Annotated in this window: 24 protein-coding genes and 1 tRNA gene; 5 read left to right on the top strand and 20 right to left on the bottom strand. The window is 38.3% G+C overall.

Annotated features, from left to right (window positions below; translation table 11 throughout):
- Positions 1-55: 55 nt before the first annotated feature.
- The 10 genes from L6N96_04360 to cdhC form a co-directional block, all read right to left on the bottom strand.
- Entirely contained in the window at positions 56-937 is an 882-nt protein-coding gene (locus tag L6N96_04360) for a RimK family alpha-L-glutamate ligase (protein ID MCP8323392.1), read from the bottom strand.
- A 104-nt stretch (positions 938-1,041) separates the two neighbouring features.
- Positions 1,042-2,076 (bottom strand): methenyltetrahydromethanopterin cyclohydrolase, encoded by a 1,035-nt coding sequence (gene mch, locus L6N96_04355; GenBank protein MCP8323391.1) that lies wholly within the window; start codon positions 2,074-2,076, stop codon positions 1,042-1,044.
- The gene (locus L6N96_04350; GenBank protein ID MCP8323390.1) at positions 2,009-2,833 is read right to left on the bottom strand and encodes a formylmethanofuran dehydrogenase subunit C; all 825 of its coding nucleotides are present in this window, start codon (positions 2,831-2,833) and stop codon (positions 2,009-2,011) included. Before L6N96_04350 ends, mch begins: the two co-directional genes overlap by 68 nt.
- An 81-nt stretch (positions 2,834-2,914) precedes the next feature.
- The gene (locus L6N96_04345) at positions 2,915-3,706 is read right to left on the bottom strand and encodes an AAA family ATPase (protein MCP8323389.1); all 792 of its coding nucleotides are present in this window, start codon (positions 3,704-3,706) and stop codon (positions 2,915-2,917) included.
- A 58-nt stretch (positions 3,707-3,764) separates the two neighbouring features.
- On the bottom strand, positions 3,765-4,106 hold the full coding sequence (locus L6N96_04340; protein MCP8323388.1) for a CooT family nickel-binding protein: 342 nt from the start codon (positions 4,104-4,106) through the stop codon (positions 3,765-3,767).
- A gap of 50 nt (positions 4,107-4,156) precedes the next feature.
- Positions 4,157-5,965 (bottom strand): hypothetical protein, encoded by a 1,809-nt coding sequence (locus tag L6N96_04335; protein MCP8323387.1) that lies wholly within the window; start codon positions 5,963-5,965, stop codon positions 4,157-4,159.
- 2 nt (positions 5,966-5,967) lie between these two features.
- Positions 5,968-6,381 carry a hypothetical protein gene (locus L6N96_04330; protein ID MCP8323386.1) on the bottom strand — a complete coding sequence of 138 codons (414 nt, stop codon included), beginning with the start codon at positions 6,379-6,381 and terminating at the stop codon, positions 5,968-5,970.
- 8 nt (positions 6,382-6,389) lie between these two features.
- Entirely contained in the window at positions 6,390-7,811 is a 1,422-nt protein-coding gene (locus L6N96_04325; GenBank protein MCP8323385.1) for an acetyl-CoA decarbonylase/synthase complex subunit gamma, read from the bottom strand.
- 1 nt (position 7,812) lies between these two features.
- Positions 7,813-9,012 carry a CO dehydrogenase/acetyl-CoA synthase subunit delta gene (cdhD, locus tag L6N96_04320; GenBank protein ID MCP8323384.1) on the bottom strand — a complete coding sequence of 400 codons (1,200 nt, stop codon included), beginning with the start codon at positions 9,010-9,012 and terminating at the stop codon, positions 7,813-7,815.
- 11 nt (positions 9,013-9,023) lie between these two features.
- Positions 9,024-10,439, bottom strand: a complete 1,416-nt coding sequence (gene cdhC / locus L6N96_04315; protein ID MCP8323383.1) for a CO dehydrogenase/CO-methylating acetyl-CoA synthase complex subunit beta — start codon at positions 10,437-10,439, stop codon at positions 9,024-9,026.
- Positions 10,440-10,733: 294 nt separating this feature from the next.
- Here cdhC and trxB point away from each other — a divergent pair, with 294 nt between their 5' ends.
- Positions 10,734-11,645 (top strand): thioredoxin-disulfide reductase, encoded by a 912-nt coding sequence (gene trxB / locus L6N96_04310; protein MCP8323382.1) that lies wholly within the window; start codon positions 10,734-10,736, stop codon positions 11,643-11,645.
- Positions 11,646-11,716: 71 nt separating this feature from the next.
- Here trxB and L6N96_04305 read toward each other — a convergent pair whose 3' ends face one another.
- From L6N96_04305 to L6N96_04290, 4 genes are all read right to left on the bottom strand, one after another.
- On the bottom strand, positions 11,717-12,181 hold the full coding sequence (locus L6N96_04305) for an AAA-associated domain-containing protein (protein ID MCP8323381.1): 465 nt from the start codon (positions 12,179-12,181) through the stop codon (positions 11,717-11,719).
- Between the two features lie 44 nt (positions 12,182-12,225).
- Positions 12,226-12,999, bottom strand: coding sequence for an ABC transporter ATP-binding protein (locus L6N96_04300; GenBank protein ID MCP8323380.1), 774 nt, complete (start codon positions 12,997-12,999; stop codon positions 12,226-12,228).
- Between the two features lies 1 nt (position 13,000).
- Entirely contained in the window at positions 13,001-14,707 is a 1,707-nt protein-coding gene (locus tag L6N96_04295) for an ABC transporter permease subunit (protein MCP8323379.1), read from the bottom strand.
- A 48-nt stretch (positions 14,708-14,755) separates the two neighbouring features.
- Positions 14,756-14,842, bottom strand: a tRNA-Arg gene (locus L6N96_04290).
- Positions 14,843-15,348: 506 nt separating this feature from the next.
- Between L6N96_04290 and L6N96_04285 the strand changes: the two genes are divergently transcribed.
- Both L6N96_04285 and L6N96_04280 read left to right on the top strand, forming a co-directional pair.
- The gene (locus L6N96_04285) at positions 15,349-15,657 is read left to right on the top strand and encodes a hypothetical protein (protein MCP8323378.1); all 309 of its coding nucleotides are present in this window, start codon (positions 15,349-15,351) and stop codon (positions 15,655-15,657) included.
- A 92-nt stretch (positions 15,658-15,749) separates the two neighbouring features.
- On the top strand, positions 15,750-16,265 hold the full coding sequence (locus L6N96_04280) for an isoprenylcysteine carboxylmethyltransferase family protein (protein ID MCP8323377.1): 516 nt from the start codon (positions 15,750-15,752) through the stop codon (positions 16,263-16,265).
- Between the two features lie 43 nt (positions 16,266-16,308).
- Here L6N96_04280 and L6N96_04275 read toward each other — a convergent pair whose 3' ends face one another.
- The 3 genes from L6N96_04275 to L6N96_04265 form a co-directional block, all read right to left on the bottom strand.
- Positions 16,309-16,878, bottom strand: a complete 570-nt coding sequence (locus tag L6N96_04275) for a winged helix-turn-helix transcriptional regulator (protein ID MCP8323376.1) — start codon at positions 16,876-16,878, stop codon at positions 16,309-16,311.
- 127 nt (positions 16,879-17,005) lie between these two features.
- Positions 17,006-17,716 carry a DNA alkylation repair protein gene (locus L6N96_04270; GenBank protein MCP8323375.1) on the bottom strand — a complete coding sequence of 237 codons (711 nt, stop codon included), beginning with the start codon at positions 17,714-17,716 and terminating at the stop codon, positions 17,006-17,008.
- 225 nt (positions 17,717-17,941) lie between these two features.
- Positions 17,942-18,679, bottom strand: a complete 738-nt coding sequence (locus L6N96_04265) for an acyltransferase (protein MCP8323374.1) — start codon at positions 18,677-18,679, stop codon at positions 17,942-17,944.
- A gap of 158 nt (positions 18,680-18,837) precedes the next feature.
- Here L6N96_04265 and L6N96_04260 point away from each other — a divergent pair, with 158 nt between their 5' ends.
- Together L6N96_04260 and glmM are read left to right on the top strand one after the other, a co-directional pair.
- The gene (locus L6N96_04260; GenBank protein MCP8323373.1) at positions 18,838-19,251 is read left to right on the top strand and encodes a hypothetical protein; all 414 of its coding nucleotides are present in this window, start codon (positions 18,838-18,840) and stop codon (positions 19,249-19,251) included.
- Positions 19,252-19,546: 295 nt separating this feature from the next.
- Complete coding sequence (gene glmM, locus L6N96_04255) at positions 19,547-20,923, top strand: phosphoglucosamine mutase (GenBank protein MCP8323372.1); 1,377 nt, start codon at positions 19,547-19,549, stop codon at positions 20,921-20,923.
- 2 nt (positions 20,924-20,925) lie between these two features.
- Here the strand turns inward: glmM and L6N96_04250 are convergent, their stop codons facing one another.
- From L6N96_04250 to L6N96_04240, 3 genes are all read right to left on the bottom strand, one after another.
- Positions 20,926-21,111 carry a hypothetical protein gene (locus tag L6N96_04250; GenBank protein MCP8323371.1) on the bottom strand — a complete coding sequence of 62 codons (186 nt, stop codon included), beginning with the start codon at positions 21,109-21,111 and terminating at the stop codon, positions 20,926-20,928.
- 68 nt (positions 21,112-21,179) lie between these two features.
- Positions 21,180-22,154, bottom strand: a complete 975-nt coding sequence (gene thiL, locus L6N96_04245; protein MCP8323370.1) for a thiamine-phosphate kinase — start codon at positions 22,152-22,154, stop codon at positions 21,180-21,182.
- Entirely contained in the window at positions 22,135-23,472 is a 1,338-nt protein-coding gene (locus L6N96_04240) for a hypothetical protein (GenBank protein MCP8323369.1), read from the bottom strand. Before L6N96_04240 ends, thiL begins: the two co-directional genes overlap by 20 nt.
- Positions 23,473-23,496: the final 24 nt, after the last annotated feature.

Below are 23,496 nucleotides of genomic sequence, written 5' to 3'. Positions count from 1 at the left end.
AATACTTATTATTTAAAGGACGGACAGCACCTTAATGAAACTAGAGTAAAAACTATCACAAACTTTTAATGATATAGTCTATAATCTCATCTGCTATGTTGACCTTTGTTGCCAACTGAAGTCCTTTAAAGCCTGGTTGGCTGTTTATTTCATTGACTATGTATCCTTCTTGGCTCTCCATGACATCTACACCTGCAACTTTACACCCTATAGTCTCGGCCACTTTCAAAGCCAACTCTTCAAGCTCTTTTGAAGGTTTAAAAGGGATAGGTCTTGCGCCTTGATCTATATTCGTCTTCCATCCATCTGCTTGTCTATACATCGCTGCAATAACTCTATGGCCAATAACGAAAAGTCTTATGTCCCTTGTTCCATGATGGATGAATTTTTGAATATAAAGAACATGACGAGTGTAGTTTAAGGCATGAAATATTCGCCAAGCGGTCTCAAGATCAGTAACTCTACCTATTCCCATACCTCTAGAGCCAAAGACTGGTTTGATGACTACATCTTCACCTAGCTCTTGAAAGGCCCTTAAAGCTGCTTCAGTATCTTCAGTTGCAATTGTTGGTGGTACAGTTATTCCTTCTTCATCCAACAAACTCAAGGAACAGTATTTGTCAGCAGAGATTTCTATAGATCTAGGAGGATTGATAACAAGTAAGCCTTTTTTCTCTAACCTTTGTAAGACATCAAGCCGAAATATTATCTCCTCTAAAGACCCTCTTCCAATGGGACGAATAAGGATAGCATCCAATTCTTTTAATATGTCGATCTCAGTTTTGGTTACGGCAAAAGGATTACTTGCTACTTTAGCAGTGATATCAGATAGGCTGAAGCTAACAGAGTCCACTCCTTTTTCCATCATCGATTTTAAGAGTTGTGCAGAGCACCACGATTCGGGATTCCTTGTGATTAATCCAATTCTAAGTGGCAATTCTAACCTTTAAAATCATCTTTTTATTAATAGCTCTTTCTTGGTTTGTAACGATTATAATTAATTATTAAAAAAATATAAGGGGTAGTTGCTCTATGATTCTGTTAGAGCCCTACAGATTCTTTGACAATATTTACGTTGACTTGACCTGCCCTAAAGCTCTTGCCGGTTCTCATATTATTGACAGTAATTGCTGCAGGCGAGAATAAACCAGGATCGATCTTATAGAAATCGAAGTTGGCTTCCTTAAAGATATTATAAAAAGGCTTGCCATAAGCTTGTGAATAAGACGAGGGGGCTTTCTCAACCAATTTAGCTAGTTCTTCATCGTCTTCTTGGTCGACTACGAAGAATGTTTCTCCTCCATACATTATCATGTCATTCGTTCTACCCATAGCTTTTGTAGCCTTTGGATGTAATGGGGCAATCGGTGCTTGACCACAGCCATATAAAACTTTAGAAGGATCCAAACCGAGTTCAACTATTCTGTGTAGTCCAGTTTCAACGATTCTACCTGAAATTTGAGTTGAGCCAGCGATGCTAGAGGTAGGTGTAAGCAATACAAATAATTTATCTGAATTGACTTTACACTCTTTTGAGATGTATTCTAAAGCATCTACAGGGGGCATCTCATCTGTTTCCAATACAATAACAGCAGAGTCTGCAGAATCTTGATAACCTATCTTTGCATATAGTTCCTTTGGCTTCATTGGTAATGCTCGTGCTGGTCCTGAGCCCATAGCAAAGTATTTTTCTACACTGATTCTCCAGCCTGCAAACTGTGAACCTAACAAAGAAATCGCTGGATAATTAGTTGAAACAAATATCTTGGGCAAAGGTAGGTCATTATTATCAGAGTAAGATAAAGAGGTTTCACCATACCCCCCCAAACATACGTCTGTCGCGTACTTTCCTGCCATAAATCCACCTTGGGCATTTATTCCTAGATCGATTATCGTAGATCCATTTTCAGCTTTATCGACCTTTATAGCCAAATCGTCCTTCTTCTCAATAATTTCTTCTATAACGTTTAATGCTCTTCGGTTGACACTTATAGCCAATCCTATCACCTCAGAGGATGTATGCCTCCTTATATTTAAGATGAGTATTGTTCTGAGCAGATATGAAGAGTTTTCCACTACCACCTTCTGCGATGTCACCAGTAAAGGAGTAGAAGGGACCTGCTATCTTCTCTTTACCGACCTTTGCCTTCGACTTAATTTCATCCGCTATAAAACTAGGTAAGATGGCAGGTACTTTTCCCATCAATATTACCTTACCTTTTGTCATTTCAGCGCCTAATCTACCAGAAGAGTTACCAGCAATTAATATCGTGCCACCTTGCATGTGAATTCCTGCAAAAAGACCGATATCGCCTTCAACTCTTATCACTCCATCTTTCATCCAACATCCAACTTCACTTCCAGCATTTCCTTTTATTATTATAGTGCCGCCACTCATACCATTTCTTGAACCTCTATACGACGATCCAACGAAGTCCCCTGCATCGCCCTCGATCTCTATAATACCTCCCTTCATATCAAAGCCAACCCAAGAATCAGCATTACCGTTTACGTGAATCTCTCCACCCTTCATTCCATCACCAAGATACAAACCTGCGTTACCATTCATAATTATCCTACCAGATGTCATCTGCTTTCCTATTCTTCTAGCTTTCGACAGATCACCATCTATTTCGATTGAAATGTCTTCAGTGTTTTGGCTAGTTTCGCCTGAAACGTTGAATATTTCTCCTAAAGTAGTCCTCCTGTTGCCAAGCCATATCTCCAACTTTTCTATTTCTTGTAAAGATTTTCCTGTAAATGAATCGGGGGCAATAGCAGAAGCATCGAAAGGTCTTTCCAACTTGATTTTTAGTTTTAATAAGATAACCAAACTTTTTCACTCTTCTAGGTCATACTTCCTACTCAACCTGTACTTTTTCTGTCTTTTTTATCTTTTGCTATATAATAAGAATTAAGCGTATTTTTTTATCAAACTTTCCTTTATATTATTTATAGCCTTTATCGCTGGTGAACAGGAATCAAAGTCAATAGGAGCTATCCTCAACATATCAGACTTAGCTATAGCTTCATCATAAGGAATTATTCCGATTAAGGGGATTTTAAGCTGGTTTAACATCTCATAAAGAAATTTTTTTTCTTCCTCGTTCCTCACCTTGTTCCCTATAGCAAGGACTTCCTTTACTTTGATGTCGTAAGCAAGTTTTAAAATTCTATTAGTCGTCTCTATCGATTGCATTCTGGGCTCAACTACACTTATTATAACATCAACTCTTCTAACAGTCCCCCTCCCCAAAGGTTCTAGCCCAGCCTCCATGTCAATAATTACAATATCTTCCTTAGCAATTAAAATATGCCTTAGAAAAGCCTTTAATAAGGCATTAGCAGGACACATACAGCCGACTCCCCCAGACTTTACTGTTCCTATAATTATGAGCTTAGTGCTATCTGGTCCTAAAACTCCATACTTCTCTGCTATGTCGTGAACATTTGGTGTCAGGCTAAAGATATTACCTGAAAAGCCAGGCCTTGCGCCCGTTCTTTCTTCTATCAGACTGTCATTTTCAGATAAAGGAACGATCTCTGAAGTGATCTTTTTGGGTATGCCTAAAGTAGAAGCAAGGTTCATAGCAGGATCCGCATCAATTGCAATAACCTTATACCCATCTTTGGCGAAAAGTCTTGCAAGGGTTCCAGCCAGAGTTGTCTTACCAACTCCTCCCTTTCCCGCTATTGCTAATTTCATAAATCAAATCTCCGATTATTTTGGAGGTAATTTTATTTAGAGGGTTGCTGTCTGATCTCTAGCCTCCATACTTCTTCCAAAGAAGGCTTACAAATTCATCTCCAGATGTCTTGATTTCTTTCCATAGAGATTCTACTTCTTTATTATATGATTTCTCAGATTCACATTTGTTGCAAACTATCAAGAACTGATGTAGTTTTGGGATGAGAGGCGAGCTTACCAACTTCAAAATTTCGGAATTTATATTGACTTCTTCAATTATTGCTCCGTGAACTTTATAGATACTTCCAAGAATGTCCTTTAGTAGTATATGATCACCATTGAGTTTTGCGTAGATTATATCTTCTCCGACTTTTTGTTCCTTTTCACGTATCTTGTTGATAACCTTTAGTTCACACAATGACTTTTTCACCTATCTTATTGATTATTGAATGTGTTATTATTTAATAGTTAACCTTCAAAAGAAAGAAGTTCTTTTAATGCCTTTTCTTCTGGTTGTAACTGAAGCCCCTCACTCTCCCTTTTATGGATATAATGTTTTATTATACTCTCCATCTTCTCAACTTCAAGTTTTTTAAGAGGTGTTTGCATCTGATAGACCCTATTAGGTATTTTCTGCTCAGTCAATTCAAACCCTTCCCTAATCTTAAATTTAAATAGATTATGAAATATTTCCTTGCCAATCTGTATCAAATCTTCTGGAGTATTGTCTATCCCCATAATTTTTAGAACTTCGCTGACTATATCTTTTTTATAGATGTTTCGAGCAAAATAGCACGTCCCTAAGGAATAGAGTACATATAACCAGTCCTCTTGATTGATCAAGAATCCCGCGATCTGTTCAGGGCTGATAGTTTGATCTAAGGTCTTTTGATCCATACTATAGCCAGAGTTACTGAGATGAGAGTGGCGAGCACCTACCAACTGTCCTGCTATAGCCCCATAACCGGTTGTGTATCCAGCTAGCCCATTCCCACCTACGACCATAGCAAACTCTGTTCCACCGTACTTTTCTGAAGCCGCATCCAAGCCTTGAGCCAACTTAATATAGAAAGGGTTCTTAAGATCAACAATATTTTGGATAATTTGTAGGTATGCTTCAGTATCGTTCCATCTTGGCTCAATCTCTAAAGTATCATCTAGATTTATTATACCTTCTTCAAAAGCTTCTGTAACCCATGCCAAAATAGTTCCAACCATCATTGCATCTAATCCGAGACATTCGCAACTATAAATAAGCCTCAGTAAATCTTTAGGCGAATCTACAAGGAGGTTACTTCCTAATGCAAACATAGGCTCATAGTTGTAAGGAACAAGCACCTTCTCATAGAATATTTCTTTCCTACCCTTCTCATGTTCAGGAGCAAAACTTGTCTTCAATTCAGCTAGGTGTATACAGGCTATTGGACAACCAGGGCATGAAATCTTTCGCTCTAAAAAGTACTCAGCCATGACCTCACCTGAAATTCTCTCAGCGCCTCTAAATCTTGACTCTTTGAAATTGCGGCTGGGAATCGTTCCTCTCTCATTGAATTCAAGTATGTTACTTGGAGTTCCTAAGTTGTGATACTTCAACATAGTATCGCTTTTAACGACTTCGTTTTGTAATTCTTCGTATTTCTCTTTTATAGCTATAGGATCTTCAAGAGGAATTTCTCCTCTACCATTAATTAGAATGGCTTTAAGTTTCTTACTTCCAAAGATCGCACCAAGACCGAGCCTCCCAAAATGATGAAATCTATCTGCAATTACATTGCTATAATTAATCAATTTTTCCCCAGCTCTTCCACAGCTTATTATACTCTGCATACCTTCAAATCTACACTCTCTAAGTGTTTTTTCAACGTCTAAAGGTGATAAACCCCAAAGAGAGTCGGCCCTCTCTACCTTCACATCATCGTCTACGATCTTAAGTACAACTGGGTTCTCTGAAGCTCCTCGAATTACTAATGCACCATAACCTGCAAATTTAAGCGCACTTGCAAAATATCCCCCAGCATGGGATTCTCCTAGATTTTTTGTTAAGGGGGACTTGAACATGGCCACAGCTTTGACCATGCATGGAAATATCCCTACTAGAAATCCTGATGCAAATATTATGGGAGAATCAGGGGAGAAGGGATCGGTACCTGGTTCAGTTTCTTCGAGAAGAAGCTTTGAGGCTACGCCTGAGCCACCTAAATAAGTTGAGAAAAGTTCCGGTCTCTCAATAACTTTACTCGATCTTTCAGTGAGATCAACATATAGGATATTCTTCAATATTACTTCATTTCCTCATATTTAAACACGTTATGGGGGCAGTACTTTGCACAATCTCCACATTTATCACATATTATTGGAAATTTTGTCTTACTGTCTAAAGCTAAAGCCCTGATTGCACAAGCAGTTATGCAATCAAAAGTTTTACATCCTTCACATCTAGATGTAATAAGCATTATCCCTCCCTCTGGCAAAGGCTGTAAAGCATTTGTAGGGCAGGCAACAGCACACTCGGGAGTTTTACAGAATCTGCATGTCACTATTGAAAAAGGATTTGCAATAGACCCTTTTGTCGTTACAAAGACTGCTACTCTAGACGGGTCCACCGTATTAAAGAGATGCCTTGAACAAGCATAGACACAGCTGTAACAACCTGTACACCTTTCAGGATGGACAACTTCTATGTGAAATCTCAATGATCCACCTATCTAGCTGTCCAATTCTTAGCGAGGTAACTTTTAATCTGTGACGAATCTCTTGGACCTACAAGAACTTCCCAATTGGTTGCATCTTCGATATCTCCCTTTAGCCTTGCTGCTAAACCAGGAATTATAAGTTTATGATGACGTACCTTTTCTTCTATACCAACAGACGAAAATAGATCCTTTACGTTAGCCGAAGTAAACTGTCCCCCTGCTACAGAAACCTCTACGGCCAACCCTTCAGTATCCACAACAAGTAGATAGCAGTCGATTCCTGAAGATTCCATATCATTAATTACTGTATAGTATGTTAGAGCAAAATTAGTAGTTAGCAATAGAGGTGACTCTTCATCAGGTGATCCAATAGTGCGAAGGCCTGACTCCACTGAAACAGGCTTTCTTGGATCGGTATAGATATTCTGCCTCAAAGTAAGTACTGGTATAAGTGACCATATATCCATTGTATGCATTACGAGTAAATCTGAATACCTATCTATGAATAATGAAGCAACATATGCTTCTCTATAAGAAGTAGTTACAGGGTCTAGTTTCTCACCTACCCATACAGTTGCTGGAATGCACATAATTGGGTAGCCAAGATCTTGATCTCTCCTTAAGATTGCTGCCCTACGCACCATAACTAGATTATTGATGTTCTCTTTAAGTAGCTTGCCCTCTGTATAGGTACCTAAATCTATCACCATATCATGAATACCTGTAGCCTTTAAGGTTCTAGTCATAGATTTGAGCAATGTTATATTATTAGGAGCAAATACAGTTAGAGGACAGTCATAATGCTTGGAAAGATTTACCATTTCTCTCCAGTTATCTTCTGTGGCAGCATACAGTAGAGGTCTTTTATCTGCTATCTCTTTCTTTTCTAACGCAACCTTTAAGATGTTAGGATCAAAGGAGCATAGAATTAAGGGGAGTTTACAGCTCTTTTCAATAAGGGATGCCACAAAAGCAAATCTGTCGGGATCTTTAGATTTACATCTTAAAGCTATCATATTTAATTTAAGACGTTCTCCTATCCTGACTAGAATAAAACTTTCTACTGCATTACATCTATCTACAATTTTTTTATCTTCCATCGTATCACTGATATCTATAGCTATCGCGGTAGGGTTATGGTAAGTAAGTTCATGTCTGTACATGACTTCTTTACCACCGATTTTCACCGCATTTTCTCCCACACCTATTATTACCTCTTTTACTGGTGGAGCGAGCATCTCAGTCAATCGAGCCATCTGCTCCTTGTATTTCGGCTTCATCAAAGGAGAGCAATCTTCCAGAGTAGCCTCTCTATTCAAAAGCTTCGATGCAAAGACCATGCAACTTGGAGCACCGCATTCTCCACAATTCGTTTGTGGGAGATGACGATAGACTGAGAGAAGGCTTGCCTTTTCTTCTTTTGACATCATTTCACCCTTGAATTTCGCTTATCCAATCCTGAGTTCTCTGTTCACTTTCTACTTCCCCGTAGAGGTTTTGCATCATTTTCTTCACTACCCTAAGAGTAGCAGGGTGGCTTGACATGAATAGGTCTCCGCCAGACATCATAACCGTAATTGTTGTTATCGTCTCCCAAAGAGGTCCCCTTAGTTCTCTAGGCCCCCACTCTTCTGACTTCATCCAAGCCTCTCTAGCACCCCAAGCATTACTCGTAGGAGCAACAATAGGCATCTGTAGATCAGAATCTCCGAGTAGTCCAGCAAGTTTGATCCTCTCCATCAAACTAAGAGTGTAGTCAAGTCCGTAGCCAAGGGCTGCGGTCGTTGGGTCCATAATTATCTGTTCCTTTGGGAGGCCCTCATCTAAAAGATATCTGTTAAGCTTCTTCTGATTGTTGATATCCATTGGCGTAAATGCAATAACAGAATGGCCATATTGCTTGGCTGCTTTAACTATTTTTTTATAGTCGTTATCTGCATTCGCAGAATTCAGGATACATCTCTCACCACTCGATACCTCAGCTGCAGCCTCTAACACCAAAGGATCCTTGGCTTTATTTCCAGATCCACCTATTATTAATGGTACATCTACTGCTTGTAAGACTTGCTCAACTGTCTTAGCAGCATCTTTTACAGATGTATCCTTTATCAGCGGATCGGTGCTTATGAGGTTAAGGGAGACGATCTCTGCATCAAAATCTTCTACATATTTCTTTGCCCATTCAGCAGGATCTTCCATAACATCTTTGAAATGTTGTTTAACTGATTTTGCAAGTTTTATCGGCATATCAAATACATCCACGGCTAGAACTGGTTTATTTTGATCCGTAGCTTCGAAACTGTAGAATGGCATGGACTTCGCTCCTCCGATTTTTACAACTTTACGCCTAGAGCCTCCATCAGACTTCGTAGCTCCTATCTGAACTTCAGCTATTTCCCCCGGATATACTTCAATCGGTGGCGAGAACTCTGCTACAAGTAGGGTTTCGATCTCTTTTTCTATAACTCTTGATACTAAATGAGGTGCTTGTTCTAAAGAACTGGTAATCGGCTGGAGAATGAGCGTCAGCTCATCAGCTCTAATTTCGACATTCTCGATCTCTATATCACCGAACTTTTCCACTAGCTCGATTAGATTTTTCGCTAAAATCTTTGTCTCCTTCTCTTCCATAGTAATCGCCTTTACTTCTTCTCACGTTTGACGATAACTTTTTCAGCTACTATCCTCGCATTTTTTAAGATTATTCTGAACCCACCTTGAGCTGGCATTTCAATAGTCGTAGGTGATGGAACAGGTGAAACTTCAAGAACCTCTTCTTTAGGCTCTTCTTCAGCGACTTTCCATCTATTCACTACAGGATGGTTCTTACTCTTTAGAAAATCTTTAAGCTCCTCTATTGTTTTACTCTCAGCTTCTGTAGCAATTTTATCACGTAAATTCTCTGGTACAGCATCCTTTAATCTTTCTTTGATTTGTGAAGGCATCCATACAACTCTCTCCCATCCTCCATCAGCTTGAAGGAATTTTGGAGACCGTAAGTACTCTATTGATATACCATTAAAACCCGGATTTTGAGTTCCACCGCCTGTGTGACCTGCCATAGTGGAGAAAGTTATGCCGTTAACGCTGGGCGCTCTAAAGTCACGATGGATGATTCCTACACCATCAACTTCTGGAATGTAGAATGCAATCGCTTCAAAGCAACCACAAGAAGTGTGAGGGTGATCAAACATACTATAGAGCGAAACCGATTCTATACCACCTAAAGACTTCATTTCAGCGACTTCATTGACGCCTTCGTAGATACCCTTTACAGGGTCTAAACATTCGCCTTTAGGTATCGGGAAATTCGGACCCTTAGGATCGACATTATACGCAGCTCTAGCATCGAACCAACTTATGGACCCGCATGAAGCTATTCTGTTTGGGGTAATGACACATACGTGACTGGGAGCAAAAGATTGGCACATCACACATGCATAAAATTCATCAACATCTTCATCCTTTAAAGTTCTCGCTCTGGTATCTCTAGCATCCCAAACATCCATAGCAATTGGAAAGAGTTCTTCGATCTTAGCTTGGTCTGTGTAGAATGTCACTTGAATTTTCTCTATCACTGGAAAACTAGATTTGAAGAGCCATGCAAGGATCTTTCCAATTTGGATTAAAGAATTCAAACCTTTCTGATACGATTTCTTGTTTATCCTTATCCAAATATCATATCTTTGATTGAGATGCATTACACCTTCTATATAGTTTAAAAAATAATGGATCTTTCTCTCTAAGACTCCCTCTAAATCTTTCTCAACCTTCTCACCCGCAACCTCCAACAATATCCCAATAGGATAGCTACCTCCAGGTTTCAGATCTTCTATGTCTGGTCCTTCAACTGTAACTTTCCGATCTTCTATCTGGTCTGAAGGTTTTGATAAGGCCAACTCCCATTTTGTCTTGACTTTCATACCACCGAATTCGAGATACATATCAGGTCTACGGACTCTTTCCCCTTCATAAATCTCCCCAACATCTACGGGAAACTCTGGCTTCACGAACCCTGTTGACTCAGATCTTTCTTCTACATCGGATGATTTGCTCATTTAGATTACCCTTATTTTTAAGATTTGTTTTTTGTTATCACCTTAATAATGTTTTTTAGGTTTTTGTACTTATAATATAATAAAATAATCTTCAAATAGTTTAAAATTTTGATCTAGGAATGTATTTTTTATAAAGCTGAATTATATTGTAGTTTTAATCTATAACATAGTTTTATGGTTGTATTTATCATAATAAAAATAATATCAATTTATTATAATAAATTTTTCGTATATCAAAGTCTTATTTATTTTTTTAAAAAAATTCTTATAGACTGAAAGGATTCCTTTTTTCAAATGATAAATCTCGTTATAATTGGTTCAGGACCTGCAGGCTTGACGGCTGCAATTTATGCCGGTAGGCATTACCTTAAGCCCCTTGTAATTGCAGGACAGCAACCCGGTGGCCAGTTGATGCTGACTACTAAAATAGAGAACTATCCTGGCTTTCCTGAAGGAATACAAGGTCCTGAGTTAATGAATAGGATTAGAAAGCAGGCTGAGCGTTTCGGTGCAGAATTCATAGACGATGATGTTACATCTGTCAACTTTACTTCCCATCCGTTTGAGGTGGAGGTTAACGGTAAGGTGTATAAGGCTAAGTCTGTGATAATAGCAACAGGATCATCAGCAAAATGGTTAGGTTTGGACTCTGAGCAGAGACTTAAAGGAAGGGGCGTATCTACATGTGCTGTTTGTGATGGTTTCTTCTTCAAGAACAAAGATGTAGTAGTCATAGGTGGCGGAAATAGAGCTATATATGAGGCATTGGACCTCACAAAATTTGTAAAAAAAGTAGATGTCATATATTGGCAAAATAGACTTAGGGCCAATAAGACTCTACAAAATAAGGCTTATAACAATAAAAAGATCAATTTCAAGTTAAATAGCGTTGTCGAGGATATATTGGGTAAGAATGTAGTCGAAGGAATAGTAATTAGAGATATCGAGACATTGGAAAGGACTAAACTAGATTGTCAAGGAGTTTTCATAGCTATTGGGTATAAACCAAATACAGACATCTTTAAGGGACAGATTGAACTGGATAATAATGGTTATATAATTACGAAAAATTATTCCGAAACTAGTATCAAAGGAGTATTTGCAGCCGGAAATGTTTGTAATCCAAATATGCAGGCTATCATAGCAGCAGGTATGGGTTGTCAAGCAGCCATAAATGTAAACAAATATATAGAGTCTTTAGAATAAGATCATCTCAATCAAATTGGTTGTTAAAAATCATTACAATATGTGTAACTGATAATTAGTTAAATTGTAAATTAAGCAAGCTTTACCTCATCTTCTTTACTATCATATTTCAATAGGAGTCCATGACGCCCCCACTCAATAATCCATTTGAATATTTTATCACTATCAACGTCATAAAATCTCTCGATTATAAAATTCAGAAGTTCTTCCCTTGTAATCTTCTTCTCATCTTTTTTACTTATGAATTCTATCAACTCCTTAAAGGAGTCTAGCTTAAAAAGCCTCTCGCCTAATTGCTTTTTTCTGCCTCTGATTCCTTCACTCAAGAAATTTGAGCCCTCTTCAGTGAGTTCAATATCTCCTGATTCTACTATTAGGAACCCCAGGAGTTCAGCGGCATCCACAGCGGGTAGGACATCATCTAACTCTAAATATAAGTCGTCGGCAATCTTGGCAATATCTACTCTACCACCAAAATCCTCTATAACTTCGAGAAGTCCTATAACATGACTATAGTGAACTCTCGGAATAGACATCCAGACTATGGCTCCTTTCCCTAGTTTTTAAGGTTATGCATTTTCTATGCGATAAGAGATGTTATCTTGTCAGTTATATTGTATATTGATTGACTTCGCTTATCTCGTGGTCTTGGCATATCGATATTAAATTCTAAAATCACAGTTCCTGGTCTTTGGCTCAACACTATGACTCGATCGGATAGATATATCGCTTCTTCAACATTATGTGTAACCATTATTACAATTTCTGGCGAAGTGAATTTGTCGCTCCATAACCTAATAATTTCTTCTCGAAGACCTTCAGCTGTAAGTGGGTCAAGGGCTGCGAAGGGCTCATCCATCAGCAAAATCTCTGGGTCAATTACTAAAGCTCTTGCAAAACCTACCCTTTGCTTCATGCCTCTAGATAATTCCCTTGGGTAGGCATCCTCAAAGTCCTCCAGCCCTACCTCTTGGATTATCTTCAAAGACCTCTTCATTCTTAGTTCTTTAGGGATTCCCTGAGCTTCTAAACCGAGTTCAACGTTCTCAAGAACATTTAACCAAGGGAAAAGGGCAAAAGATTGGAAGACCATCGACATGCGTTGATTTACCTTTCGAACTTTCTCTCCCTTATACATCACCTCACCCTCTGTTGGAGGTTCTAAACCCATAATTATTCTAAGAAGAGTAGACTTGCCACACCCTGATGGCCCCACAACGGATATAAATTCATATTCATGAATTGAAAAGCTTACATCCCTTAAAATCGGAATTTTTTTTCTGTGATGAACCAAATCTTTACTCACATTCCTGATATCAAGAATTGGGGTGGTCAATTTCTTTTTGATGCTCAATTTAATACCTCCCATTAACTATGCCGTATAATCTTTTCCAAATAAGCCTATTAATCACAAAAATGGTAATGATCATTGCTAATACACACAATAAAATTAAGGCTACATTGCCCAATCCATAGGCAGCTTTATCGAGCAATGCACCTATTCCTAAAACAGAGTATATCTGTCCCCCAAATACAATATATTCTGATACTATAAGGGCGTTCCAACCTCCACCCCAACTAGTTATACTTCCTGTAACAAAGGAAGGATAAATAGAAGGCAAAAGAAGTTTCCGCCAATAAGTCTTACCTCTTACGTCAAGGGTCTTTGCAACCTCTTCAATATCCCCTGGAATTGACTTTACCCCTCCCACAAGATTGAAAAGTAGATACCACTGCATCCCAGTAAGTATGAGCAAGATGGAGGCAAATTCTTGTCCACCTGGTAAACCGATCATTAAAACTACTATAAATGGGAACAATGCTGTAGCAGGAATTGCAGCAAAGGTCTGAAAAATTGGCATGAGAGACTTAAACAGTCTTGGGCTCTTAGAAATCTTTACAGCGACAGGAATAGTCCAACTTACAGCAAATAAATAGGCTATAGAGAGACGTGCTACCGACAACAAAACGGCTAATGGAATTGAAGAGACAATATAGAGCGATTCTTTTTCTGTAAAAAGTAGCTGAATAGACCTGATGAAAAAAGGTCCTTGGTCCAAGATTAACAAGATTGATTCATATGCAAGAGCAGAACAAACAACTGTGATTGCCGCATATGAAAATACTTTTACAAACAAAACATTTTCACTAAACTTACTAGCGATTTTTGTAAGGGAATTTCCAATTATGGAGAAAATATTTGAAAATATTGTTACTAGCTTATTTGATAATTTAGAAAAAAGAGGTCTCGGAAATCGAATTAGAAAATCGATCAGACGTGAAAGTGGAAAAGTAGCATCACTTAACGGCTCAAAGGTAACGATATAGTCGTATTTGAACCGACTTGCATAAGACTCTAAAGGCCTCCATACAAAAATATCTATAATTAAAATCGTTGCAATAAGAGTAGCGAGTCCAAGAAAAGCATTACCAAAATCACCGATATATGCCGAATTAGCGAGGAAACTGCCTATTCCTGGTAGAGCATATGTCTCGGATCCAAGAGAGATTATTTCAGCTGCAACGATAAAATACCATCCATTTGCCCAAGACATTATTCCATTATACACTAGCTTATGCACAGTAACTGGGATATACACCCTCCTAATTTTCGTCCAACCTTTGATATCCAAAGACTTAGAAACATCCTCAAGATCCCTTGGTATGGACAAGATAGATTCATAGACAGCGAAAGCAAGATTCCAAGCCATGCTAGTGAAGATTAGAAAAATTGCCGCAAATTCAACCCCAATCCAACTACCATTAAAAAGGGCTATAAAGAAGAAGACTGCTGCAGGAAAGAAACCAAGAATGGGGACTGACTGTAGAATATCTAGTAAGGGTATCAAAATCTTTTCGGCTCTGGCAATTCGTGCAGAAATTATACCATAAGTTAAGGCAAAGACTAAAGATATTAGAAAGGCTATGAACATCCTAAATAAAGAGCTACCCATCAAAAACAGGAGCGAAAAGAGGTTCTGTGGTAAGATCTCTCCTTTAGTTGGAGTAAGCAGTAAGAATGAGAGAATGATGGTAATTGAAAAAATAATTCGCTTGCTCATACAATCTTACCAGTAGATTATCAGTTTAAAGTGATTATATAGGCTTAACGGGCCCGGTGGGATTTGAACCCACGATCCCCGGCTATCCCCGATTAATAGAGGGCCGATGCTCTATCCGTGCTAAGCTACGGGCCCATCTGGATTTATCCATAACTATTTATAGCTATATAAAAAGTGCGGGTAACTTGAAGAGCAGAACGGTAATCTTACGTTTGTTCTCTCATGGATTGAGCCTTCGGTAGTAAACGTACTCCCCCCACCCTGTGCCGTTTTGTAGCGCTCTCGCAACAATTTCGTCGCGGTATGGTTTACCAGTGACGTCGGTTGTTCCCTTGAAGTTGACGCCGACAGTCATTATGTTATCAGGATTAGCAATAACTGTGACGTTTGTATCTAAAACGTAAACATAAAGGCTAGGGATTTGTTTTATTTTAATACGATTTTGAAACGAAAATGGGACTTAAAATAAATCGTTTGCCGCAGTTTATTTTCTAAACAAAAATGTTAAATGAAGTTTATTATATATTATAGTAATGGTTTACAAGAGAATGGGAATCTGTTATCAGATTAAGTGCGTTTTATACCTTCTTTTCCCTTTTCTTGTTTACAAATATAGAAGGAGGTGATAATTGGTGAAAGTTATGATGAGAATGATAATGAGGTTTTTGCCAGGAAAGCTGATGGAAGGGAGGAAGCTTTTAGATGAATTCTTAGCCATTATTGAGAAGAAACACGGTATTCCTGCAACTTCAGTAAGAAAATATACTCCATGGTTAGGGGGAGGCGATGCCATGCATACATTAATTATGGAATTCGAGATTGACAGCCTTACTAAGCTAACAGAGTTTTTTGAGAAGGCGTGGGCAGATCCAGAATTGATGCAGACGATGTCTCAATGGGATGTAGTTGAGGAAAGCCATCGAGTTGAACTTTACATGGTAGCGCAGTGATCGAACGTTATATGTTGAATCTGACAATGCCTGTAGTTTGCGAACTCAATGAAGCCGTATACACTACTCTAGTGAAAAAAAGGGAGAACTGAATGTCCAGAAAGAGTTTTTTTACGATTGATTACCTTCCAGCAACTCTGGCAAGCATTTTATTTATCTCACAAATCATCGTTGGTCTTTATTTGCTCTCTGCTGATCAAGTGACTCAAATTGGTATTTTGGCTTATTTTGGGGTGGGGCTTTATACGTTTTCAGGTCTATTTTTTGGTTTGCTTCCTGTGATTGAGTTCCGTAAAAAAGGCAAAGTGGAAAACGGGAAAAGCTACATTAATACGACCAGACTTGTGGACACTGGGATATACTCCATTGTCCGCCATCCGCAGTATGTGACTTTCATATTGTGGGCAATAGCTGGCATGTTACTTTTCCAACACCTGATTGTTGTCCTGCTTGGCATACCTATAATCCCCCTGATATATATTGATTTAATCAAAGCAGACAAAGAGGCAATTGAAAAGTTTGGTAACGACTACAAAATATATATGAAAAAAGTTCCTAGAGCAAACTTTATCCTCGGAATCATGCGGCGATTCATGAAGAATGAGTGAACACCGCGCAAGTTATACTTCTTGACGTAGAAGTTGATTACTACTATAAAGAACCCTTATAATATTGTGTGGTGGGGCAACCAACGCATTTTTTTGACTGGTATCTCTGGCAGGATTTACAGTCGATGTTGCAGGGAGTTATCTTTGTTCTCTTATGCGCAAGGTACTCTCTAATGCATAAAAAGGGGGAATAATGGATCTTGCCTAAGGGATAGAACTCTGATCTGCGAATTCCCTCACTGCTCCTCAGAGAACATTTCTCTACAGATATGCTTTCTAAGGTGTCTTGATTTTCAGCTATTACAAGAGCAATGAGATTATATCCACTCAGAGTTGTCAAGATGTGAATTACTCTCGGACAGTTCCTGAAGCGTTCAAGAATATTATTCATGGCCTCGGAGCTTTCGACTTCAATCATAACAATCGCCCCTGTAAGGTTAAGTGACTCCATGTTTAGTAGAGCTGAAACCTTTATTATCTCTCGTTCTTGAAGACTTTCAAGTCGCTTCTTGATCCCCATACTCGTATAGCCAGTGAGTTCCCCCAATTCTTTGAGGGTGGCTCGACCATCTAGTTGAAGATTTGATATGATCTTCTGATCAATTTCATCCATATAATTTACCCCACCTAGTTTATTTTATAAACATAGTTAATCTATACTCTTAAATATAGATTTCATATGCAGACCAAAATCATTTTTTATCGTTTCCTCTGACTGCATCTGGATAATTGCTAAAAAATCATTTCTTCATGGCTGTATCCCGTAAATCTTCGGGTAGTTTCTCGATAGCATATCTAAGTGCTGTTCTTGGCATATCTTTTTTGTTATTCATTATATACTCAAATACTTCTTTTTGATGGCTTTTGCTCGTCTCCTTGAGTAGCCATCCATAGCCTTTCTGAACTAGGTCGTCCCCATCCTTTAGTAGGCTGTCACAGATTTCAAAAACATCATTTAAGAAACTACCCTTCCGTGCAGGCAGGATCAACGTTACTGCTGAAGCGCGTCTCAGCCATCTATTTTCTGATTTCGTCCAGGTCTTGAGATTATCAATGTATTGCGGGAATTGCTCAATAAATGAGCCTAAAGTGTGATTGCACAAAGTATCGCATTTGGCCCAATTATTGACATACTTCTCCACCCATCCTTCAAATACTGAAAAATCATCTGCGCTGTAGTATTTCCTAAATGAGTATGCCCACTCGAATGCAATAAAAGCTTCTTCACAGTAATCCGACTCTAAAAGCTCTTCACATAGAGAAAAGATCTCTTTCTTATCTTTCTCCTTAATCTTATCAAAATATTTCTTTGCTATCTTCGTTACAATCTGGGTCTTTACACCGTAGACCTTTACTTCTTCTTTGAAGAAACTTTGGTAACCATTCTTCGTCTTTTCATCTATGCTTGATTCTAAATCCCGTCTTATATCAGATAAGATGTTGCCTTTCATTAGCTCTCATCTAAGAAGAGTGTCTCATTCTAGTTTGATTATCAGTCATCAATTGATCTAACTTCATAAAGTGTGCCATAAGCATTTTTCCAACCATCAGCCATTTTTATAAATATCGAAATTAGCAGAGGACTTGGGCAGTTTCGATGTTTTATCCATACCATTGGATATTTTCCTTCAGCAATTTAAGATATTTTCCTTCAGCAATTATCTTTCTCTGTTTCATCACTCTTTTTGAAAAGCAGAATCATAAAGCCATATATGATTCAATTCTTCTCTCATTTTTCCGTTTGTCTTTCTCTCCCTGATGACTTTTGCTGGAATACCTGCGACTACCATACTAGGCTCCACATCTTTGCTTACCAACGATTTGGCAGCCACAATAGCTTGCTCGCCAACAGTGACTCCTGGTAAGATCGTAGCATGGGCGTATATCTTGGCAAAGTTCTTAATCACTACTCCACTGTAGCTTCTCTTATTATGATCTGACTCTGAATGGGCATGGGTGTAAATCTCTACTCCCTCGGCCAATGCAACAAAATCCCCTAGTACAATACCTCCCTTGGTATCTAGATACACTCCACGGTTCATAAAAACATCGTTTCCGATCTCCAAATTCTGGCCGAAGTTGAATCTGACGTTTTCTTCTACTGTGAAGTTTTTGCCACATTTCTTGAATAATCTCTTGGCTATAATTCGCCTTAATGGAATAGCAAAATCTACGACCACACTTATCGGGAGTTTATCAAGGGAATCCCATAAAAAATGCAGATACCTCTTCTCTTTGGTAAAGGTTAATTCTTGAGCCTTCGGTAGATACTCGCTGTACAGTCTGATTTCCTCCAGGATTTCTGTTGGGAAAGCAGGGGCACCCATGAGCTCCATTATGCGAGCAACTCCTTGTGTATCCACGCTTGCGTTTACAATCCTCTCAATCGCTAAAAGTCTTTCTCTTATGTTCATAGTCATCACCTCGTGGATATTCATAGTCAATCTATAAGATTTTTCAGGTTACTGCCTTCACGAAGATTGCCGATGGTACTAGGAAAGATAGCTACCCACGATTTTTCGGTTTCAGAACATTTTAAAATATGGGAGTTTTAATTAGTACGGTGAAAGATTTGTCAAGTGAAGAAACGTCCGAAGGTAAGGAACCCATGAAAGTAGAGGGATTGACCCCAAATTCAAGAGAAGTTAATTTGATTGTTAAGGTCGTCTCGATAAATCAACCTAGAAACGTTACATCAAGAAGAGACCAAACAATGCATAAAGTTGCAGATGCTTTGGTTGGAGACGAAACAGGGTGTTTATATCTCACACTTTGGGATGACAAAATAGATGAAATTACTGAGGGAAAAACAATAAGAATTGAAAATGGTTATATCAATTTATTCAGAGGATCTATGCGTCTCAATATGGGAAGATACGGTAACTTCGTATCTTTGGAAGAATCTCCTATCTCGGAAGTTAAGACAGAAAATAACTTGTCTGATAAGCAATACGAACAATGGGGATATCGGAGAAGAAGATATTAAAGGGCTTTCTATTATCAAGAATTTCTATTGATAGTAATTTTTTATAGTGGAAATTATATTGGGAAGCGAGCACCTCTCGGAACAATTCTAGTTTTACTGAAGGCTTTGGTATAATCTCCTATCAAAATTAGGAGATAAACAGAATCAGGGAAGATGATGGTTTAGAATAGGGTCTGGAGCTCAACTTTTTACCCCCTTTCTATATGCAATCTATCGTTATTATTAGCTCGATAGTAATATCATCTATTAAAAATCTAGATTAAAGTTATATTCCTATAGCTTATTATTAATTACAATGTGTTCTGAAAGAAAATATTTTGGAACAAATGGCATAAGGGGAGTATTAGGTGTAGATTTAACACTTGAATTCATATTAGAGATGTCACAAGCTATAGGGACTTATTTTGACAAAGGTTTGATCCTTATAGGATATGATGGTCGACTCTCAAGCCCTTTGATCTCTAAAGCAGTATCGGCAGGATTAATGGCATCGGGATTGGATGTTGCATTGGCAGGTCTAACACCAACGCCAGGTTTACAATACTCTGTCAGGAATTTAGGTTATAATGGCGGGGTGATGATCACAGCTTCACATAATCCTCCACAATATAATGGAATTAAGGTTCTAGGCTCAGATGGCGTAGAAATACCTCATGACCATGAGGCTAGGATAGAGAAGATTTACCTTGACAAAGCATATAGAAGGGCTGATTGGAGAGGAATCGGAGCTTACAGGTCTGAAAGTGCTGTTATTAAGACTTACATCGAAGGTACAATAAATAAAGTAGATAGAAATATCGTAAAGAAGAGAGATTTAAAAGTAGTCTTAGATTTGGGCAACAGTGTCGCCAGCCTTGCAGTTCCTTATGCTCTATCAAGCCTTGGTTGTCAAGTTTTGACGATAAATGGACATATAGACGGTAACTTTTCTGGCAGAGGCCCTGAGCCTACTCCCTCAACGCTAACGGGACTCTCTAATAACGTGAAATCTTTTGGGGCCGATATTGGCGTAGCATATGATGGTGACGGTGATAGAGCAATCTTTTGTGATGAGAAAGGAATCATCCATTGGGGTGATGTGACAGGTACACTATTAGTAAATTACCTTCTTACAAAATCTCCGGGCGCACTTGTAGTAACAACAGTCAGCACTTCTCAAATGGTAGATTTTGTTGCTAAAAAGCATAGTTCTAAAGTTCTTAGAACCCGAGTAGGAAGTGTTGAAGTTTCAAGAGCAATGATAGATAATGATGCTTTGCTTGGATTAGAAGAAAATGGTGGTTTTTTTTATGCCCCCCAAATTCCAGTAAGAGACGGATTGATGACTTCGGTTCTGATGTTAGAAGCGTTATCGTATCAAAGTAGACCGTTCTCTGAAATTGTCGAAGAACTACCTAAGTTTTATCAAAGGAAAGCGAAGTTCGAGTGCCCTAAAAAAATTAAAAATAAGGTTATGAAAGAGATTAAGAGTAGATCTACTGGAAAGATAGAGGAAATAGATGGCATCAAGTTATGGGCTGACAAGAATACTTGGATATTGTTGAGACCCAGCGGTACTGAACCATTGATTCGAGTCTTTGGTGAATCGAAAGATACTAAAAAATTAGATGGATTAATTGAGAAATATTCGACGATAGTAGAAAATGTTATTAAAAAAATAAAAATGGGATAGATTTACTTTAGATCCAGATGAGGGAATTCGGCCTTTTTTAAACCGAGTTCTTCTTGAAGAGTACGAATTCTTTTAGCGTACTCTGTCATCCTTTCTTTATCATCATGCACTTTAGCAATCTTGTAAGCTTTCCAAGCCTTTTTAAGAGCAGCCCATGTCTGACCTTTAGTATATTTTTCAGTAGACATCTTCCACAACCTTAGTATGTCTCATATACTATTAAATATAAGCTTTTCACTTGAGAAGTTTATTTAAGTTATTTAAGGTGCACCCACCCTTTTTGCTTAATCTCTGTCTTCTTACCATCAAGGGACAGGTAGACTTTTGGAAAATTTGAGGTAACCTTCCCTATTACGATTAACTTTTCTCCCATCATCTTAGTTAATTCATAAGCTTTGCATAATCTATCTTGGGGGATGGTGGCAACTATCTCATATTCTTCTCCACCATGAAGGACTAAGTCTTCTAGACTTAAATTATTAATATCAGAGAATGCGCTGACTTCTTCTGTTGTAGGTAATTTATCAATTTCTATCCCAACTTTACTATATTTTACTAGTTCATGAAGTGATAGAGCCAAACCATCACTAGAATCGATAGAAGATGATATGATATTGTTTTTAGCCAGTGCCACTCCCATTTTTAACTTAGGCATAGGCAAAACGATAGCTGAAATCGCTTTCTTTTTAAATTCAGGATCAGCCTTCAAACCATCAAGCATGATCCTCAACCCACAAGAAGAATAGCCAAAAAACCCCGATGTCACTACAATATCTCCTAGCTTAGCACCCCTTCTCTCGACGATCTTGTCAGCAAAACCGATCATGCAACAATCAATTATAAAGCAATCTGCCTCATTCGTATCACCACCCAGAATCTCTATTTGGAATTCCTCTTTCGCTTTCTTGAAGCCTCTAGCAAGTTTTTCGATATCAAACTCTTTTACTCCTCTAGGAACTCCCAACGAAATAAGTGCGGCTGTTGGATTCACACCTTTAGCGGCAAAATCACTCACACACATAACTATACTTTTTCTTGCTACTTGAAATAAATTCATACCCTTAGGGACGTCGGTCTTTTCAACAAGCATGTCGCTCTTTATTACAACCTTGCCTTTTTTTGTAGGAAAGTATGCAACATCATCCCCTATTCTCGAGAAACTTGGTTTTGGTTGTCCTATCGTTTCGATTATTATCTTTATTATGTCGAGTTCATTCAGCCTTTTGACCAAAAGCATCCCTTATGACTTCTATTCGCTTTATATAATGATTGATTGTCTCTTCTGCTTTATCCTTAGCTTTAGCCTCGACCGATACTCTTAATACATTTTCAGTCCTTGATTGTCTCACAAGTACCCAACTATCTTTTGTAGGATTAAATCTGATACCATCTATAGTTATGACATTCGGAATTTCATCAAGTAACTTATTCAATATTTTTTTCCCTTCTTCTTTACTACAGTAAACCTTCTTTCTTATCTGATGATAATGGGGCAAATCTTTAATTAGATCACTTAATTGACCTTCCTTCTTCAAAATATTTGAGATTGAAGCCGAGGCTAAAACGCCGTCTCTACATTTTACAAAATCTGTCAAGATCAAGCCACCACTGCTGCCTTCGCCCCCTATCATACATTTTCTTTTTATCATCTCTTTGACAACATTCGCCTCTCCTACCTTGGCGTAGAAGACTTTACCTCCTATTTCTTCGACTATCTGTTCAACCCCTATGGATGTATCTATGCTTACCACAATTTCTTTTTTCCTTCTCTTCTTTAGCATATACTTCAAGTTTAACATTAAAATGAAGTCTCCCGATAACTTTCGACCCTTTTCATCAACCATCGCAACTCTATCTACATCAGAGTCGTAAGCAAATCCAACATCACAACCATTTGCTAAAACATTCTCTGAAAGATCGTTGAGACTATCTGTGATGGGGTCTATTGCTCGTGAGAATATACCAGAAGTATCGTTGATCGTTATGACCTTACATCCTAACCCTCTGTAAAGTTTTGGTATAAAGAGGCATCCTACACCGCCTCCAAAATCTAAAGAGATATTTAACCCCGAACAAGAATTTTTACCAATATATGACTCCAAATCGTCTTTGTAGATAGAATCAATTTTTAAGTAGTTCCCCAGTCTCATTGAACTTGAATAGAAGCTTTTATTCATGCTTATTAGAGAGCGTAATTCGTCATCAAATATCCCTCTTCCACCTTTTAGCACAAACTTCAATCCATTCCATTCAGGTGGATTATGAGATGCCGTGATGATTAAACCACCTTCAAATCCCCTTTTTGTCACTTCTCTGAATAAAGCCGGGGTAGATACGATGCCAAGATCAAAAACATCACACCCAGTTCCCATAAGCCCTGCAATTACTACATTTGAAACCATGATACTTGATGGTCGGTTGTCTCGACCAACAGCACATGAACCGCTTTTGATGAATCTTCCAAAAGCTTGTGCGATATCTACTAACTTGACAAGATCTAGATCATGACCCACTATCCCCCTAAAACCTGATATTGATAAAATAGTCAAAGGAATTCCTTAAAGACTTGATCG

It is taken from the genome of Candidatus Methylarchaceae archaeon HK02M2, assembly GCA_024256165.1.
Taxonomy (GTDB): domain Archaea; phylum Thermoproteota; class Nitrososphaeria; order Nitrososphaerales; family JACAEJ01; genus HK02M2.
Note: the sequence above shows the minus strand (reverse complement) of the source record. Positions and strands in the feature narration are given on the sequence as shown.